The organism is uncultured Muribaculum sp., from assembly GCF_910583865.1.
In the GTDB taxonomy this organism is placed as follows: Bacteria; Bacteroidota; Bacteroidia; order Bacteroidales; family Muribaculaceae; genus Muribaculum.
This window is the reverse complement of sequence record NZ_CAJTYX010000007.1, coordinates 56,720-75,429: the sequence shown is the minus strand read 5'-3', so window position 1 is coordinate 75,429 and position 18,710 is coordinate 56,720. Positions and strand designations below refer to the sequence as shown.

10 protein-coding genes are annotated in these 18,710 nt (G+C 54.3%); 3 read left to right on the top strand and 7 right to left on the bottom strand.

Annotated features, from left to right (window positions below; genetic code table 11):
• Window positions 1-12 precede the first annotated feature (12 nt).
• The 5 genes from QZ303_RS02910 to QZ303_RS02890 form a co-directional block, all read right to left on the bottom strand.
• Window positions 13-2,319 (bottom strand): DUF5689 domain-containing protein, encoded by a 2,307-nt coding sequence (locus tag QZ303_RS02910; RefSeq protein ID WP_295728845.1) that lies wholly within the window; start codon window positions 2,317-2,319, stop codon window positions 13-15.
• A 16-nt stretch (window positions 2,320-2,335) separates the two neighbouring features.
• Window positions 2,336-4,834: a BACON domain-containing carbohydrate-binding protein gene (locus tag QZ303_RS02905; RefSeq protein WP_295728842.1), complete on the bottom strand. Its 2,499-nt coding sequence runs from the start codon at window positions 4,832-4,834 to the stop codon at window positions 2,336-2,338.
• 38 nt (window positions 4,835-4,872) lie between these two features.
• Window positions 4,873-6,366 carry a RagB/SusD family nutrient uptake outer membrane protein gene (locus QZ303_RS02900; RefSeq protein ID WP_295728839.1) on the bottom strand — a complete coding sequence of 498 codons (1,494 nt, stop codon included), beginning with the start codon at window positions 6,364-6,366 and terminating at the stop codon, window positions 4,873-4,875.
• Between the two features lie 43 nt (window positions 6,367-6,409).
• Entirely contained in the window at window positions 6,410-9,478 is a 3,069-nt protein-coding gene (locus QZ303_RS02895; protein ID WP_295728873.1) for a TonB-dependent receptor, read from the bottom strand.
• Window positions 9,479-9,653: 175 nt separating this feature from the next.
• Entirely contained in the window at window positions 9,654-11,006 is a 1,353-nt protein-coding gene (locus QZ303_RS02890; protein WP_295728836.1) for a DUF4886 domain-containing protein, read from the bottom strand.
• A 444-nt stretch (window positions 11,007-11,450) separates the two neighbouring features.
• Here QZ303_RS02890 and QZ303_RS02885 point away from each other — a divergent pair, with 444 nt between their 5' ends.
• The 3 genes from QZ303_RS02885 to QZ303_RS02875 all read left to right on the top strand — a co-directional run bounded on the left by QZ303_RS02885 (window position 11,451) and on the right by QZ303_RS02875 (window position 15,789).
• A complete protein-coding gene (locus QZ303_RS02885; protein ID WP_295728833.1) occupies window positions 11,451-12,794 on the top strand; it encodes a hypothetical protein in 1,344 nt (447 codons plus the stop codon).
• A 158-nt stretch (window positions 12,795-12,952) separates the two neighbouring features.
• A complete protein-coding gene (locus QZ303_RS02880) occupies window positions 12,953-14,392 on the top strand; it encodes a Gfo/Idh/MocA family oxidoreductase (protein ID WP_295728830.1) in 1,440 nt (479 codons plus the stop codon).
• 287 nt (window positions 14,393-14,679) lie between these two features.
• Window positions 14,680-15,789 carry an SGNH/GDSL hydrolase family protein gene (locus QZ303_RS02875; protein ID WP_295728828.1) on the top strand — a complete coding sequence of 370 codons (1,110 nt, stop codon included), beginning with the start codon at window positions 14,680-14,682 and terminating at the stop codon, window positions 15,787-15,789.
• A gap of 37 nt (window positions 15,790-15,826) precedes the next feature.
• Here QZ303_RS02875 and QZ303_RS02870 read toward each other — a convergent pair whose 3' ends face one another.
• Together QZ303_RS02870 and QZ303_RS02865 are read right to left on the bottom strand one after the other, a co-directional pair.
• Window positions 15,827-17,407, bottom strand: a complete 1,581-nt coding sequence (locus tag QZ303_RS02870; RefSeq protein WP_295728825.1) for a calcineurin-like phosphoesterase family protein — start codon at window positions 17,405-17,407, stop codon at window positions 15,827-15,829.
• 21 nt (window positions 17,408-17,428) lie between these two features.
• Window positions 17,429-18,448 carry a LacI family DNA-binding transcriptional regulator gene (locus QZ303_RS02865; RefSeq protein WP_295728822.1) on the bottom strand — a complete coding sequence of 340 codons (1,020 nt, stop codon included), beginning with the start codon at window positions 18,446-18,448 and terminating at the stop codon, window positions 17,429-17,431.
• Between the last annotated feature and the right edge of the window lie 262 nt (window positions 18,449-18,710).

Here is an 18,710-nt window from a genome sequence, read left to right as displayed (position 1 = left end):
ATTTGTTGGAAATCACTTGTTGTAACGGATAGCAAAGTATTCCATCGCGCTGCCGGAGGTGCTGTAAGGATTCTGGGCCGAACCTTCCTGGCCGATTTCGCCTGCATCAAAGCCGTATGACGTGTTGGCCCTCTTGCTTGTCGGCAAGAAACGTACATATACCTTCTCGTGCCCCAACATTGTCAGCGGCAGAGGGAAGTCGATATGCTTGAACGCCGGGAGCTGCCATTCGTGGTAATTGTTCCAGATAGGGAAGTCGGGCACCTGGTATTCGCCGATTCTCTCCCAACGGGTGTTTTCATCGAAAGGAGCGCCGGTAGTCCATTCGCAAGCCCAGTATATGGGGCTTACCAATTCCAAAGCACGTCCGCCCTGCACGGAAATCTGCATGGAAAGCCTATCGGTGGAAATGCCTGCGGTGGAGAACTCGGCGAGCCAGTAGTTTGGCTGATCTTCCTGCCCTTCCTCTTTGGCTTCCTCCCACCAGTACTGTGTGCACCAGGAATCGCCGTTAGTGCTGGTGTTCTGGCCTTTGCCATCACTGTTCGGATTGGTACCTGTAGCACCCCAGTTTGTGCCGTCCTCAAGGATGATGCCACGACCGTTGCCGTCATTGCCGACATGCCCGCGGAACGGGGCCACACCTTTTGCCGTGCCTGTCCATCCGAGGTAATTCCAGGTAGTGGTGGCGTAGCATGTGTTCTTGTAGCGGAGGCATGAATGCGTGAAGCGTCCGTTGTTGCCCCATGTAGGATACCAGTAGTAGCGTCCGTCGGCGTCGGTTTTCTTGCCTTTCACATAGTTATATTCTGTGAGAATCGTAGAGAAAGATTCGCTTTCGTTGAAGCGGATGTCATCATACGACTGGTGGCGGAGCTGATAAGTACCGATGCGTCCATGAGTGTCGGTATCGTATCCGTCACCGTAGACATACGCCTTGAAGTATTCAAACACTACCACACCCGAGATCTTGCCTGAGCCGTAAGGGAGTTTTTTGCCGGTACGGCGGTAAGGACAGGTTGTGTTGGTGTAGAGGTAGATGCTCGAACCCTGTATGTCGCGCATCAGACGCGGATACTTGGTCATACGGTGGGCGTTGTCGGCAAGAGTATAACCGTCGTGAATCGGAGCGAGCGGCCCTTTGCGCACGCCAAACTCACAATCCTTGAGAGTCACGAACGTATTGATGTCATCGTCGGTAAGCTCGGAGATGTATTTCTCCTTCACGGGGATATCCGATGCCGAACCGGCGGAGCGGCCAACAATCATCGAGGTGGTTATGCCAGACAGATTATACCTGTAGGGATCGTTCTCGGCATGGAGCACCACACCCTTGAGCAGGAGGTCGACCTTGTCGTAACGGTCAAACACATTGTCCTCCTTTGTAGCGGTAAGGATGTTGAAACCGTACTTCCCGTCGAGGCTCTCGAAGTAGACGGTGCGGTCGCATATGGAGTAGTCGATGCTGGTAGGAGTCAGCTGGATATTGTCTCCGGCATTGCGCGACGCCTTGTCACTCACCACATATCCGGTTAGAATAAGATAGTCGTCAATCGTGACATCGGCGCTCATCTTTGCCAGATTCCTCACTTCCTCAAACGACACGTTGCGTCCCAGCTCGTCGCGGTTGTTCTTCTGTGTGATGAACAATGACACGGACTGCATCTCACCCCACCCGTTGTCGTATGTGAGGTTGAGAGTCGCCGAACGCGGATTTGCCGAAGTGTTGGGCTTGTAGGCAATCACAAGATGTGATTCGCCATCGCCACGGGGAGCGGCATCGGATGTCACGCTCTCGATCCAATCCGTACCTTCACCGCCCGTATAGACGACTTCAGGCTTGACATCGGAGGAAAAGTCGAGATTGGTGGTCATTATCCCTTGGTTGGAGCCGGCCGCACTGCCATTGAGTATCATGGAGCCGGAGGCGAGTGATACGGACGGAGTGACAAGACCGCGCTGACGCAGCACTATAGTGTCGGCGAGCTGCTTGCCACGGGCTTCCACGATAACCTTGGCGATACGGGGGAAATCGGGGTTGTCATCGTAGTCGATGTAGAACTTGGAATCGCCGTTTACATCCTGCACGCTTATTTCCGCCCAGGGTGTCTCCTCCTCGAATCGGAGATGGCAATTCTGGTTGGACATGAGCTGGAGATCGACATGTCCGGCGTTGGCGCTTACCGTGAAAATATTCCCGGTAATACCGAATTCAACCACGGAGCTGTTGTCGATTTCGTCGTCGCTGCACGCCGCCACCAAAAATGGCGCGGCAATGCATGCGATCAGCTTTCCTATATTTGAAATGCTATATTTCATGATGAGATGAAAGTCGTTACTTGTTATACTTAATTGTAATCGCATCGAATCGGAGATAAGGCTGGTTGCCGCTTACAATATTAGTAGCCTTCAATGTACCTTTTCCAATTCCGGCCTTGGTAGTGTTCTTTGCAGATGCAGCAGTCATTCTCACGGTAACCGACTCCTGTCCGAAAAGCGCATCGGGGAGTTCAAGAATAACCTCGGCATTACCGGGAGCACAGTCGCCAAGTTCATACGCATAAACAGGACATGGATAAATGACCCATTTCTTTTTAAGCGTAGTGAAGTTGACCCCGTCGGTAGAATATTCAATGTTCCAATACGTAGGCACCACATCCGTGATATTCTGATATCCGGAAGCACAAGTCATCATCAGTGACAGATTTGAACCGGAAATACCCGCTGTCGAGAAGTTCCAGAATACGGAATATCCTTTCTTTTCAGTGAAATCCCACCAGCTGAGGTTGTAACGGAATGCAGAAGTAGTATTAGACTTCACGTCGAAAGTCTTATTGAAGAATCCACCCGTGGTTCCGGTGACAGCGGCAGGATTGCCGGAACCGGACAGTGTGACTTTCGGTGCATTGGTATCCATATAACCGTTGCCGATACGCGGATTGATACGAGTTTCCGATCCGGATGCTTTTGATATCGACGTAGATGTGAACCACTCCCATTCGGTGAGGACAGTGGAGAATCCGTTGTTTTCATCAAGTCGGATGTCATCGCGGCCAAGCACACGCAATTGATATGTGCCCATCTCATCATTGGCAGACTGCCGTTTCAGAGGAGAATGCACCACAATGGCATTTACAGTACCGGATCCCTTGGGTACATTTTTGCCATCGCAACGCCAAGGTGTATAAGCATTTATGAGCATCGGGATGTTATCTCCGTTGATGTCGCGGAAGAAACGCGGGAAACAGTCGCAACGATGCGCGGTAGCTCCATTCGGAGCGAACGTCTCATGCTTCAACACAAAGTCATGACGCAGATTGGTCCACGAGCCGTAACGAATGACAAGCTCCATGTCCTTCATGGCACAGAACGTATATATATCGTCATCGGTAAGCTGATTGATGTGGCGTTCCTTAACCGGGAGAGCGGCTTCTGTGCCTGCAGCTGATTCAAGGACATTCACTGCCTTGAAATTGCGCAGGGTATAGCGCGCGGGGGCATCCTCACGTTCCATAACAAGGTCGGCAAGAGATATCTTAACCGTCGCATAGCGCGGGAGTACCTCCGGAGACTCTCCCGAAGCCAGTTTGACGCGGAAACCATATTTTCCGTCGAGACTCTGTATATAGGCAGTCTGTGTGCTCTCGTTAAAATCGACGGTAGTCCAGGTAGGCTGCGGATTTGTCTCGAGGTTGGCATTGCCCGGATCTGAAATCACCTGTGCCATGATATAATCGCGCTCAAGATTGAGAGTACCTGCGGAGGTGAGGCGTGCACGCAGGTCGGCGAAAGGCACTTCTAGCGAAGGTTCAGCCTGAACCACCTCGCGTACTGCCGTCACGTTGCCCTCGGGACCGTTGTAAGTAACCGTGATGGTGGCATGGCGCTGACCTGCGAAAGTGCTTTCGGCGATATCTGCCTGAAGGCCGCTCTTGAGAGGTTTGAGATTGCTGATCCAAGGCTCGCCGGCCTCCTCATAGGTGACATCGAATTCCAACTTGTTGAAGTATGTCTCCATGTTGGTGTCCCAGAGGAAAGAGACGGTCTTTTCGAACGACTCTACCTCGGCAGGCTGTTCGGGGGCATTGAAGCGCATGTAGCCGGTAGTGGCCGTCTGCGTCACGAAAGCCTGGGTGTTGTAGTTGCGGGCGGTGGCCTCGTTGGTGGCGCGGAGCGTCAGACGGGCCACACGGGGCAGTCCGTCGGTGTTTTCAGCCACCTTGAAGCGGACGGTGTCCTCTTCGACAACGATGTCGGTGAGCCATCCGGGATTTTCCTTGGTAGCGCGGACAGTCTCTACGGCGGAGTTGTCGGCACCGTCGGCAGTATCGAAGTCACCGTAATCGATTATCGCATAGATGCGGTCGAGCGCAAGGTCGAGGTTGGTGGAGAACGGAACCGAACTTGTCGACTCCCATGAGGGCATCGCGAAGTTCTGGTTCAACAGCGCCAGGTTGGGTGCTGTCACATAGCCCGACTGGTTCATTGCAAGTTCCTTGGTCTCGGAGCCGGTTGTTATGACGATCATGGCCTGACGTCCGAGGCCGGGGTTCTTCGCATAATTAAAGATAAACTCGCCGTTTTCCTTGCCGGAACCCATCTCTATGGATGCCCATGATGCGTCGTCAGGGTCTTTCAAGGTGGCTGTCCAGTTGCCGGTGCTGTAGACGAGCACGTGGGTAGAGCCGCCGGATGCTCCCAGCGTCAGCTCCTCCTGTGTCAAAGCGAGCGGCAATTCCAGCTTGTAGTCCTCCTGACACGATGCCAACACCGCGACAAGGGCCATGAACATGGCTTTGAACAGAAGCCGGCCTTTCATATATGATGTTTTCATATTTCTGTTGTTATTAATATATTGTGTGATAAGGAGGGCTACAGGCCGCATGCCTTGTATGCATTGTTGTCGAGAGCATATCCGGAGTAAACGACTTCGGTGTCAGGGATGGGATAGTACTCATGACATGGCTGGATATTCGCCTGTACTTTGTCGTAGTTGCTGAATGCCTGGACACGCTCGTACCAGTTGCCCCAACGCACGAGGTCGAACTTGCGCTGGAACTCACCGAACAGCTCGCGGGCACGCTCGTCCATGATCTCCTGGAAAAGCTTTGTCCAGTTGCGGAATGTATAGTCGCCGGCTTCTGCACGACGCCTCGTCTTGTTGAGGTACTCTACCGCAGTAGCGGCGTCTGTCTCCTTCATGCAATAAGCCTCGGCCTTCAGAAGCAATGCGTCGGCATAACGGAACACCTTGTAATTGTTGGAGTCGTAGGTCTGGTACATGCCGGGACACCAGAACTTGCGTCCCATCCAGGTATAGCCTGTCGTGGAGAACTTCTGCCCGTTCAGTCCGTCATGTATGAGCGTGATGGCATCGCGCTTGTCGTTGACACCCTTGTACAGAAGCGAGCCGGCAAGGAAAGCGCTTGGACGCATCGGCTGCCATGCCGTAGCGGTAGCGCCGAGCTCCTCGATTTCCACCTTGTCGTAGATGGGCTTGTTCTGGGTCTTTGGGTAAGGCATGCAGATAGCCGCCACGTTGGAGGAGTAGTTGACACCGCCCAGGGTGTAGGTGTGCTGTATCTCGAAGATAGACTCCGGGGTGTTCTTGTTGCGGAACATTATATCCTCAAGGGGATACTGCCCGAGATCGCCATAAATCTCCTCAAGCCTGTCGACAGCGTCGATGACAGTGTCCCAGTCCTTGTTCCATGCGGCCATCTTGGCGATGAGCATCCATCCCATGGCAGCTCCTGCTCGGTTTTCCTTTACGTCGGAGGTGCGTTCCTGCGGCAGAAGCGGGCAAAGTTCCTGAAGCTCGGCAATCAACTTGTTGCGGGTCTCTACGGCCGACATGCGCGGCAGATGCGCCACTTCAATCTGCAGTTCCTGTGTGGCCACGTCGACAGTATAGTAGGGCACATCGCCGAAGAAACTGGTGAGGAGATAATAATAGAAAGCTCTCATGATCTGAGCCTCGCCTTTCAGCTCTATCTTGTCTTTCGCGGGGAGAGGAGAACGCTCGATGCCGGCGATAGCCGAGTTGCAGAACATGACACCCTTGTAGGCCTGCGTCCAGACGGTGGCGCCGAATCGAGGCTGCGACGGGGAGATGTCGAGTGTGCAGTCGACAGTCGCCGAATAGATAACCGCCAGGTCGGTGACACCTTCGGTGGCGATCATCATTACATTTGTATACAGGTTTTTCAGCGTATAATAGCATGAGTTGACGGCAGAGACACACTGCGCCCTCGTCTGGAAGAAGGTCTGCGGTTCGGAAGATTCCATCTTCTCGTCAAGAGAGCACCCGTTGAAAACCGTCGAGGCAGCCACCAATACAGCTGTTATGAAATATCTGATTTTCATGTTGGTCAATTGTTAAAAAGTTTGACTGTGCGTATGGAGAGAATCAGTAACGCATCTGTATGCTGAATACGATAGTGCGTGCCTTAGGATATGCACCCATGTCGACACGACGCAGCGTCGAGGAGTCGTCGGTGGAGACGTCAGGGTCAAATCCCGTGTACTTCTTCCATAACCAGAGGTTTTCACCGGATACGGTAAACTGGATGTCACGCATGAACTTGCACTTGTCACTGAGGTCGAGGTTGTAGCTGAACGTCACGTTCTTCAATCGCAGATAGGAAGCGTCATACACCATGAAGTCGGATGGAGGAACGTTTGTCAGGCAGCCTGCTCGCGGATAATCCGACTGGGGATTGCGCACGGGATGCCAGGCGTCGAGCATATAGCGCCACTGGTTGGTGGAATATCCGCCGGCCATATAGAACTCGGAGTAGTTGTAAATCTTGCCGCCGATGGAGTAAGTGAAATATACACCGAGGCGGAAGTTACCGAGACGGAAGTTGTTCTGCAGGCCACCGTAGAGTATGGGGTCGGCATTGCCGAGATACACGAGGTCGTCCTGGCTGAGCACACCGTCACGGTTCTGGTCAAGATAGCGTGGAGTACCGAGCTTGTTTGCGATGTTGCTGTCATTGAGAGTCTCGGCAGCCACATAGGCCTTTGTGACCTTGTTGCGGTAATACTCCTCTTCGTTGTGCCATACACCCGCATAGCGGAATCCCCAGAGCGAGTTGAGGGGCTTTCCCTTTACGTAGCCCATCATCATGTAGGGCGAGTTGCCGGGGGAGTTCATGGCGGTTACGAAGTCCTCGGAACCTATCTCATCGACCATCTGCTCATTGTGGGCGATGGTGAAGTTGGTGGTCCAGGAGAAATTGCGGTTGGATATGTTGCGCGACTCGATGCTCAGCTCGACACCTTTGTTGGAGGTCTTGCCGAGGTTGGTGAAGCGCGATGTGTAGCCCGACTGTGTGGCGGTCTGCACGTTGAGGAGCAGGTCGGAAGTCTTTGAGATGTAGCCTTCGGCAGTGACCACGATGCGCCCATTCAGGAACGACATGTCGGCGGCAACGTTATAGAGGTCGGTCTTTTCCCATGTGAGGTTGGGCGACGCGAGACGGCTGGGATAGAAAGTGACAGGCTGTGAGCCACCGAAAAGGTAGCCTCCGGTGGTCGTGCCGAGAGCCGCCATCGAACGGTAGGCGGAGATAGCGTCGTTACCGGTGCGTCCGGCACTGAGGCGGATGGACAATTCGTCAAGCCATGTGAGATTTTTCATGAATTTCTCGTTGGCGACGTTCCACTTCAAGGCGCCCGAGGGGAAGAATGCCCACTTGTTGTTGGCGGCAAAGTTGGATGCGCCATCGTAACGTCCGGTGAAAGTCACATAGTAGCGCTGCTTGTAGTTGTAGTTGAAGCGCGCGAGAGCCGACATCTTGGTCTTGTTGGAGGTGGATGTGCCTGCCGAGTATGTTTCCTTGTCAGGTACGGCATTCATGTTGTTCCACTTCACGTTGTCGTCAAGATATCCCTTGCCTTCGAGGGTGAAGTTGTCGCTATGGTACTTGTAGCCGGTGAAACCGCCCATTATGTCGAGATTGTGCCCGCTCTTGGTCTCCAGATTCCATGTAAGGGTGTTTTCCGAAGAAAGCGTCCACTCTTTCCAGTCAGCGCGGTAGGCCTCGCCGCCCTCGCCTTCGCTCTTGCGGGGTAGTGTGGAGGGATAGTAACGGAACTGCTCGCGGTCGTAAGTATAGTACGAGTTCTGGCTGCGGAGCTTGAGGTTGGGGAGGATGCTGATGTCGAAAGTAATTGAGTGGTTCATCGACCTGCGCTTGAAGTTGTTGGTGTTGAGGTCGATGGTGGCACGAGGAGTATTGATCTTCTGCCCGTTGCCGTAGAAGGGGTTGTAGTTGTCGGAGGGGCTGATAAGCGGACTGAGGTACATTGCGCCCTGATTGGGCGAAGATCCGCCGATCGAAGCAAGGTTTATGTCCTGGTCACGGTGTGTATAGCTACCCTTATAACCCACCTTGATCCATTTCGCGAACTCATGTTCAAGGCTTAGGCGTCCCGTGAAACGCTTCATGCCGCTGTTCTGGATGATACCTTCGGTGTCGTTGTAGCTGAGAGAACCGTAGTAGCTTGTCTTGGCTGTGCGTCCGGAGATAGAGAGGGCGTAGTTCTGCGTCGGGGCAGTACGTGTGATCTCTTTGATCCAGTCGGTGCCTCTCATAGAGAACGGATCCGGATAAGGGTACTTGTTCAAGGGAACACCATCCTTCACGTCGGTATCCTCACCGGTGGTGCTGAAGTAGGTATAGTCGTTACGGTACTGGGCAAACTCCGATGCGTCCATGATATCGAGACCGCGGGGGAGTTGCGAGAACCCGACATCGGCCTTGAGGGTGATGTTGGGCTTGCCTGACGTGCTGCTGCCTTTCTTGGTGGTGACGATGATTACGCCGTTGGAGCCGCGCGAACCGTAGATGGCTGTCGACGAGGCATCCTTTAGGACGGAAATCGACTGTATGTCGGCCATGTTGAGGTCGTTGAGGTCGTGCACGGCATCCATCACGCCGTCGACCACGATAAGGGGTTCGTTGGACGCGGTGATGGAGCGTGTGCCTCGGATGCGGATCGATGTGTTGGATCCAGGCTCACCCGTACTGCTCATGATGTCGGCACCGGCGATTCGACCCTGAAGGGCCTGGTCGACAGAGAGGACGGGAGCGTCCTTGATGTCGCTCATCTTGACATTGGTGACAGAACCGGTCATATCGGTTTTCTTTACCGTACCGTAGCCGATTACCACCACTTCGTCCATCTGCATCTGTGCATTCGGATTCAGGGTCACATTGATAGTGGCCGGCGATTCCTTTACCTTCACCTGCTGCTTGTCATAGCCGATGTAGGCGAATTCGATGGTCTCGCCTTTCGAGGCGCGTATGGCATACGCTCCATCAATGTCGGTGGATGTGCCGCGTGATGTGCCGGGGATTCTCACCACGGCCCCTGTGAGAGGCTCACCGGTCTCGTCGCTCACCACACCTTTTATCAGCGCGCCTGATTCCTGCGCGGATGCGGGCGGAACGAACATGAACAGCGACATCATCACTACGGTGGCAATCCTCAAGAGAATGCTCCGCGGCGTGTTCACTGTAGTCACACTGTTTGGTTTCATTAGATGTTGGGGTTAGTTAATAATTAATTACAGTATTCACATATTTAAGGTTAGAGAGAAGGCATGAGAAGCCCGGCGCTCATGAAAGCGCATAGAGCGGAGGTCAGTCGATTGAAGTGACTGCAAACGGATGTTTCACGGCCTCGTGGGCGGCACGCTGCGCCACCGGGGCGTTATCGTCGGTGACGGGAGTGGAGTATTTTCCCGATTCAGTGCTCGACTTGGAGTAGCGGTACGGGCAGTCACCGATTTTCTTTCCTGTGGCGGGAGTTATGACCGTCTCGAAAATGGCACAGGCTGCGGCGTAGCGGCTCAGCCCGAAATCCATATGATAGCTGTCGCGGGTGAGCTGCATGTCATTGTTGACCCGTGAGGTCCGCAGGTTCTCAAGCACGGCTCCCGTGGAGACCACCATGTCTATGCCGGTCTCGTCCATAAGCTGCTTAACGACAGCGGTCGTGGTGGCGAACATCTTATCGCGGCTGTTGTCAAAATTCCGGATAAGCACGTCAGAGCCGGTGCTGTATGTCTGCGACATAAGGTAGACCACCGTCGGCCTGTGGTCGGGACGGCTCTCATAGAACCTGTCGCGCAATCCCTCCACGGCAGGCCCGAGTACCCCGGGCCACGACCAGGCCTCGCTGCGGCCTGTATGCTCCTGCACGACGATCACATCCCAGTCGCGGGCGGCAAGAGCGTCGGAAGGCTTGTCATCGAGAGTAGCGTTTCCGCCCCACGACTGTGCGCCCGGGGCATAGTCGTAGCGTGCGCACACTTCACTCGAGAAATTGGCATGATATTCAGGAAGCGTGTATCCCCCATGGTACAGGCGCGTCATGTTGACATTGTTTATGCCCGAGGCGGCAAGCATGCCGGGAAGATGCTCGGTAGCGTCTACGGTGAAGCTGTTTCCGATAAATAGTATGTCGAGCTTTGCGACATCGACAGGAAGCGAGGGATTGTATGGCACGAAAACTTCGCTCGGAAGAGTCATGGTTCCATCCGAGAAGCAAAAATATATGTGTTTGCGGGCGTTGATCACGCAACGAAGCACGTCGCCCGCTTTTACGCCAAGGTCCTTGCCCTCCACGAGCAGGTTGCCAGAGGCACTGACAGACACGGATGGCGCCACATTCCGGTTGATGACAGGGGTCTCGTCGCCACGAAAGTTCTTGCCGTCGACAAGAATGTCGCCGGCGGCATTAAGCAGCAGGTAGGGCACGCCGCCCTTATCCACGCTGACCGACTTTCCGGCTTTGGAGACAAGGCGGAATTGATCGGAGGCCGCACTGAAACTGCGGCAATAGTCGGCGGCAGAGGCGCTTTCCCGGACAAAGCCCTTAAGCGCACTGTAGTCAACAGGACCGGTCGGCTCATCAGGAATCTCTACCGGAGGCTCCACCGGCGATCCGGAGTCATTATCCGACGTCGAACATGATGTAGCGCATATTGACATGGCGATGAACAAACCGCCATAAAGGACGTTCCTCAGACAGTCACGCCATATCCGACGCTCTTCACAAGCGGGGATATAATCGCATGGAGTTTTACCCCCCCCCCCCTTAACAAATTCATTTTTAATCATTTAGGTTCTTAATTGCGTCACTAACGGAATTTCGGGACGAATTGCCGTCATTTCATGGCATCATTTCCTGCATCACAGCACAGTCCCTTTCGGCTGCAAATATAATTATCATTTTACATTTCGAAAAATATTTTTACTAAATTTTTTCGAAACGAAACGTTAAAAGCATCGTATTCTCGCAAGCGTCTCCAAGTATGCGAAAGCGAGGGATAATATCGCATTTAACTTCTGGCATGAAACACCCCCTAAAAACAAAACTGAAAATTCCGATGTTTGATAAATATATTTATCATTCTCCAAATTATTTTCACACATATGAAACCGTCACATCCAATACGTGCCTTGATAACAACGGCAGTCATAGCCATGGCCTCTATATACGGTACGTGCGCGCATGCGCAGACCAAACCGCTCGCCGACCAACAGATCGACTCCCTTGTAGAATCGCACAAGACCGTCTATATCGACGGACATCCGGCCGACATACACACACAAGCCTATGTCGATTCCATACGGAACAAGATCTCGGCATTCTACTACGACCAATTCCGCCACTTTTCCGACCCCGCCGCCCCATACTTTCTGTTTCTGAGCAAGGACGCGCAGCTTGCAATGGGAATTGGGGGATGCGTGAGAATGCGCGGTTACTACGACTGGGGAGGCGCCATACCGGCATCTGGATTCGCCCCATACTTGATACCGATGGATCCATCGCCTACTGACATGCGCCACCTGGGCACGACACCGGCAGGGACAGCGCTGTTTTTCCGTGTACTCGGCCGCAACAAGTCGCTCGGCGACTACCAGCTCTACATAGAAGCCAACTTCAACGGCTACCAGTCGCGCGACTTCCATCTGAAGAAGGCTTATGCCGTGATCAACGACTTCACCATCGGATATGCCAACTCCACATTCAGCGATCCTGCCGCACTCCCGCCCACAGTCGACGCGCAGGGTCCTAACAACAAGATTTCACCGACATCGGTGCTGGTGCGCTATATGCCGACATTCAAGGAGAGATGGACAGTGGCCGTTTCGGTGGAGACACCCGAACCTTCACTGGCTGTCGACAACGAATCGACAGAGAAAGTCAGCGTATGGATGCCCGACTTCGCCGCATTCGGACAATACCAGTGGGCGCCGGGGCAGCATGTGAGGCTCGCCGGCATAGTGCGCACTCTATCTTACCGCGACATGATCGAGGCCCGCAACCACAACACCGTCGGATGGGGAGTTATGCTCAGCTCAGTGGCTCGTCCGGCCTATGCAGTCACCACCTATGCCAACGTATGCTACGGACATGGATACCAGAGCCTCGGTGGCGACCTTCTGATAGGGAGCTACGACCTCATCGGCGATCCTGACACGCCGGGACGTCTTTATTCTCCCGCGTCATTCGGATGGTGCTTTGGAGTACAGTACAATTTCCGTCCTGAACTGTTCGTGTCTGTGTCAGCAAGCCAGACGCGCTATCTCCCGGCGAAAGCCGTAAGCCCCGATGAATATAAATACGGCCTGTTCGGAGCTGTCAACGTGTTCTGGAACCTGACACCGCGCATGCAGGTCGGCGCAGAGTTCGATCTTGGCGAACGCCGTAACTTCAGCGGCGAACATCGCCGGGCAAAAAGGTTCGGCGCAATGGCTCAATTCTCGTTCTGACAGACCGACAGCAATCGCACAAAACGAAAGCGGGAGATTACGCTGCGACATAGCCATCTTTCGCTTTTCACGCATTTCCTACAGTTTTTACTCCTGCGGATTTGCATTAAATGAAATCATTCGATAATTTTGTGCCACGATTTAACCCTAAACCGATCATGAAAAAAGAAATCATCCTCTTCCTGTCGGCTCTTCTTGCATATCCGACAGTTTCTGTCCTCGGCAACGAGCCTTCCACTCCGGCCCGCAACACATATGCGCCTATCGTCACCGAGACGCCTGCACGTGCGGCCGGACAGACCGACATGCTCGAGTTCGCGGCAGCTCCGCTCGACACCGTGCGTGTCGGCTTCATAGGTCTCGGCATGCGTGGTCCCGACGCCGTGGAGCGCTTCACCCATATCCCCGGCACCAAGATCGTGGCACTCTGCGACCTCGAACCGTCCCGCGTGGATTCAGCCCAGATGATACTGCGTCGCGCCGGGCTGCCCGACGCAGCCGCCTACTCAGGCTCGCCGGAGGCATGGAAGCAACTGTGCGACCGCCCCGACATCGACCTCGTATATGTCGTGACCGACTGGCGCACACATGCTCCCATGGGCGTGTATGCCATGGAGCATGGCAAGCATGTGGCCATCGAAGTGCCTGCGGCCATGAACCTCGACGAGATATGGCAGCTCATCGACACTTCGGAACGCACACGCCGTCACTGCATGCAGCTCGAGAACTGCGTCTACGACTTCTTCGAGATGAACACCCTCAACATGGCCCAGCAAGGCCTGTTCGGCGAGGTGCTGCACGTGGAGGGTAGCTATATCCATGATCTCAAGGAGTTTTGGCCATACTACCATAACGACTGGCGCATGAAGTACAATATCGGCCATCGCGGCGACGTCTACCCCACCCACGGCGTAGGTCCGGCATGCCAGCTGCTCGACATGCACCGTGGCGACCGTATGACAACCCTCGTGTCGATGGACACCAAAGCCGTCAACGGACCCGACTACCTCGAAGCCACAACCGGCGAGCGCCCCGACACGTTCCTCAACGGCGACCACACGATGACCATGATACGCACGGCCAACGGCAAGACCCTCCACATTCAGCACGACGTGCTCACACCACGCCCCTACTCGCGCATGTACCAGCTCACCGGCACCAAGGGATTCGCCAACAAATATCCCGTGCAGGGCTACTCCTTCGAGCCGGAGCAGATTGCCGGAGGCGACAACGTGCCCGACCACGAGAACCTCAGCGCCCACAAGTTCGTCTCGGCATCCCAGAAAAAGGCCCTCGAAAAGAAGTACACCCATCCTATCATACGTGAAGTAGGCGACCGCGCACGCAAGGTCGGCGGACATGGCGGCATGGACTATATAATGGACTACCGCCTCGTCTACTGCCTGCGCAACGGCCTCCCCCTCGACATGGACGTCTACGACCTGGCGGAATGGTGCTCGCTCATACCCCTGTCTGAAATCTCCATCAAAAACGGCTCCGCCCCCGTCGAGGTCCCCGACTTCACGCGTGGCGCCTGGAACCGCGTCAAAGGCTACCGCCATGCCATGGCCGATCCCGCCCGCGACGTCATGAAATGACCGCACTTTGACTCCCCATGCATCCCATGGGAAGCAACCATAACCCAAACTGCCATAAGGCGGTGTGTCAAAATCGGCATACCGCCGTTTTTGTGTACGGACAGGAAGTACTTCCAACCATCGCGGAGAAAAACCGGTGTAAATAGCGGCACCCCTGAGGGCTATTCTGACACGTCCGCTTCATACTATAGATTTTCATAGTCAATGCGTCTTTGATTGTAGGGAGCGATTTGTCACATGGACGAATCGTCTATTCTTAACCACAACCAAAAAACGCAACAATTGAAGTGAGATTAAGGAAGAAATTATTCGCCACATTTCTGCTTGTACCATATGCCATAGGCGCAATCGTGGCACAGCCGTCACTGAGCGGCAAAAATACTGTGTATATACCCGGCAGCGAACTGACTCTGATCGGCAAACTTATGCCCACCACCGATCGTTACGCGCGTGTCGATTCCCTGAGATATGGCGGGTTCACCGACTTCCAGCGTCGCAACCTCAATGTCACGGCATCGGGACTCGCACTCGTGTTCAACACCGACAGCCGCAACATATATGCAAATTTCGATTACGAGTTCCGCAATGCAATGCCAAACACCACCGACATAGCCATAGCGGGATGCGACCTCTACATACGTCGTGACGGCAAGTGGCTGTATGCCGGCTCGGGAGTCCCGTCGGAAAAGGGCGAGCCTGTAGCGCTTGTCGAGAACATGGCATCGGGAGAAAAGGAATGCCTGCTTTACCTGCCCCTGCGCAGCATCATCCGCGAGGCATATGTTGGAATCGATTCCGGAGCCACGATCACCGCCGCACCCAATCCGTTCAAGCATAAGATAGTGTTCTGGGGCTCAAGCTATACCCACGGTACGAGCACGAGCCGTGCCGGCATTCCATATCAATTGCAGTTCCAACGTGCCACAGGGCTGGACGTATGCTCCCTCGGAGTAGGCGGCAACTCCAAGCTACAACAAAGCTACGCCAGGGTACTCGCCGACACGGATGCCAACGCCTTCGTGTTCGATGCATTCTCCAATCCCTCGGCAGCAGAAATCCGTGAGCGGTTTGACGATTTCTTAAAAACCATACGCACGAAACACCCCTCCACTCCCATCATCTTCCAGCAGACAATACATATCGGCGCCCGTAATTTCAATACACGTATCGAAAAAAGCGAGACCGAAAAGATGAAAACCGCTGAAGAGGTAGTGCGCAAGGCAATGGAGACCGATCCGAATATCTATATGATATATCCGGAACCCGACACTGACGGCTATTCCTGCACGGACCTACTCCATCCCTCCGACCTTGGGTATGCAAACTGGATGAAATCCATACGTCAACCAATACTCGACATACTGTCGAAATACGGCATCACTCCCTCTAAAAGGTAAAGGAAAACGTTCAGTATCCATACACAACTCCTACATCTCACTTGATTGAAGGGGGCGCCGGACGAGAGAGCGTAGTGGTGAAAGTGCGCCCATTAAGGTCGGTAAACTCGACGGTCACCGGGGTATCGGGACGAGAGGCACGCGCACGGAACATGTGGGCCGTGTTCTCGGGCATCAACGCCTTATTGACATTGACCCCGGCAGCCGTCAGCGGTATGGCACGTAGCATAAAGTGGAGCGGATCGCGGGCTTTCACACGTGTCACCTCAAGATCACGTCCATCCTCCAATATACGCACCTTGCACCCGGGCTCATAGGCCCACACGTTGGCCAGGATCACGTTGCGGTTGGCCCGGGCGCCGGGCATATATTCTTTCGTGATTGTCGTATCGCCGATTTCCATGCAATTAAGGTCGTAGATCCGCATCTGATAGTCCGGACTCATGGCAAACCCCTTGTAGGTATGCAAAGGTTCTGGTGTCGAGAAGTCCCATATGGCATACCCCCAGGGAGCACCGTCACACCCCATCCAGAAGTTGGGCTGCGCCGGCTTGATTTTGGCAGGCCACCACGTGCCGCATGCCGCCTGATAGTTGTATTCGCGTATGCGTCCGTCGGGGGTGTGCTGGAAATGGCTGTTGTGTGCATGCCCGGAGAGTACGTTGACACGGCTGAACGGTGCAAGCAGCGAATCAAGACGCGAGCCGCCGTCGGTCATGCGATAGACGCTCTTCACGGTGTCACCGTCGGCCACCGGATAGCTGAGCAATATGCCATGCATGGTAAGGAACAGCGGAGTCGACTTGTCGGACACCGTGGCAAGGTCGCGCTCAAGCCAATCGAGCTGCTCGGATGTAATACCGGTGCGATAGTTGCGTTTGCCGTGATGGCCCGGCGTAGCACCCTCGTTTCTGTAAAGTATATTGTCAAGCACCACGAAATGGCATCCTCCACGGTTGAACGAATAATATGACGGGCCGTTCACCTTGTGCCAGGTTGATGCACCCGGAATATCGCCCTCGAAATAAGGGTCGTTGTCGTGGTTGCCCATAGTATGGTAGACGGGCGCGGCTACAGTGAAGTCGGCGTTGAAGTCCGACAAACCATAATTGTTGTCATACCAGTAGTGGTCGCACGTCTGGTCGCCAAGCGTGATGACTATAGGACTAAGTCCGCGCTGCCGGAGCGAATCTACGGCGCGGTTCATATCCGGCACATATAGTCCGCGCAGGCGCTCGCGGTCACCGGCACGGTTGGAAATCTGGAGATCGGCCACTGCTATCACGGCAAGCGACGAGTCGACGGGTAATTTCCTGAGCCGGAAATCCGCGCGGACATCCTTCCCCGGTGACACTTGTTGCCAGAACTTCGGACGGTTGGCTATCATCTCCGCAGGTTCGAAACCGTCGGGCGACGACACGAACACGTAACCGAGATCAAGCGGTGATGAAAGCCGGTAACGCCCGTCGGCATCGGTCATCACCACATTATGCCCGTCGGACACTGCTACCGACTGCAAAGGCTCGCCGGAGAGGGTCGATACTGTTCCCTCGACGACGGTTTCAGCGAATGCTCCCATTGCCGCCACCGAAAGCATCGTAGCTAATAAAGTTCTCATATTCTTTATTTCTGTCAATGATTATTCTTCCGAAGTGGTAGAGCCGCGCACAATCAGCGACGAGTGGAGCGTGATGTTCTGCTGTGGTGCGCTCGGTATGTCGATCTTCTCCAAAAGCAGACGCACGGCAATGCGGGCCATCTCAACCACGTTCTGCTCCACTGCCGTAATCTGCGGATAGACGAACGACGACAGCTCGGTGCCGGACATGGTACATATGGCCACATCCTGCGGAATCACGATATTACGTTCCTGAAGCGTACGTTTTGCCCCGAGAGCCTGCGTCTCGGTAAAGCAGTATATTGCATCGAAGTCTATGCCTCCGTCAAGCAAGCGTTCCACGGCAGACGCGCCATCCTCAACCGACACTCCACCGGTCGACACAACAAGACGGCGGTCGACAGGTATGTGGAATTTCTCAAGCGCCTCGCGGTATCCCTGCGAACGCGCACGCGAGTTTTCTATGTATGACGGCCCGGCAAGGTTCACTATGCGCCGACGACCGCTGCGTATGAGATGCTCTACAAGGAAGAACGACATAAGTCCGTCGTTGGAACAGACCGACGAGCATTGAAGGTCGCGTATGGTACGGTCGAAAAACACTATAGGGAAATTGGAGCGGACCAGATTCTCAAAATGGTCGCGGTTGGCCAGATTATGGGTAACCGACACCAGCAGCCCGTCGACACGCCCGTTCTCGAACATGTCGAGATTCTGTCGTTCGCGCGCAGGATCCTCGCTCGAAACGGCGATCAGCACCCTGTAGCCGAGCGGCTGCACTGCTTCTTGCACCGTCGTGACGAAAGCCATCGAAAAGGGCGTGGTTATCTCAGGCACTATTATGCCTATGATCTTGTTGGCCTTGGCGCGAAGATTCACAGCCGTCATATTACGACGATATCCCATCTCCAGCGCCTTGGCGCGGACGCGTTCAATAGTCGACGGACTGACGTTGCGTATATCTCCCGCCAGAGCACGTGATACGCTCGACTTGGAAATGCCGAGCGCGTCCGCTATATCTTTTATTGTAACGTATCGCATCAGATATCAGATTTTGAATTCGGAGGCCCTGATATTCCATTCCGGGAGGAATTCACGCCTATTTGTCCATGTCAAATTTAGGCAAATTCCACTAATAAAAAATCAAGTTCAGGAAAAAAGCGAACAAGAGGCGTATCGGGAACGGTTGCGCAGTCCGCAAACGGTTGAGGTCTTACACCCCTGCGCCTAACCCGGCACCGCAACCGATTGAGGAAACCGCAACCGATTGCGGGAACGGTTGCGAAAAATAAAAGCGTTAAAT

Bases quoted from the DNA above. Each gene is read 5' to 3' on its own strand.
- QZ303_RS02910 (WP_295728845.1), bottom strand. From the start codon at position 2,319: ATGAAATATAGCATTTCAAATATAGGAAAGCTGATCGCATGCATTGCC.
- QZ303_RS02905 (WP_295728842.1), bottom strand. From the start codon at position 4,834: ATGAAAACATCATATATGAAAGGCCGGCTTCTGTTCAAAGCCATGTTC.
- QZ303_RS02900 (WP_295728839.1), bottom strand. From the start codon at position 6,366: ATGAAAATCAGATATTTCATAACAGCTGTATTGGTGGCTGCCTCGACG.
- QZ303_RS02895 (WP_295728873.1), bottom strand. From the start codon at position 9,478: ATGTCGCTGTTCATGTTCGTTCCGCCCGCATCCGCGCAGGAATCAGGC.
- QZ303_RS02890 (WP_295728836.1), bottom strand. From the start codon at position 11,006: ATGTCAATATGCGCTACATCATGTTCGACGTCGGATAATGACTCCGGA.
- QZ303_RS02885 (WP_295728833.1), top strand. From the start codon at position 11,451: ATGAAACCGTCACATCCAATACGTGCCTTGATAACAACGGCAGTCATA.
- QZ303_RS02880 (WP_295728830.1), top strand. From the start codon at position 12,953: ATGAAAAAAGAAATCATCCTCTTCCTGTCGGCTCTTCTTGCATATCCG.
- QZ303_RS02870 (WP_295728825.1), bottom strand. From the start codon at position 17,407: ATGAGAACTTTATTAGCTACGATGCTTTCGGTGGCGGCAATGGGAGCA.
- QZ303_RS02865 (WP_295728822.1), bottom strand. From the start codon at position 18,448: ATGCGATACGTTACAATAAAAGATATAGCGGACGCGCTCGGCATTTCC.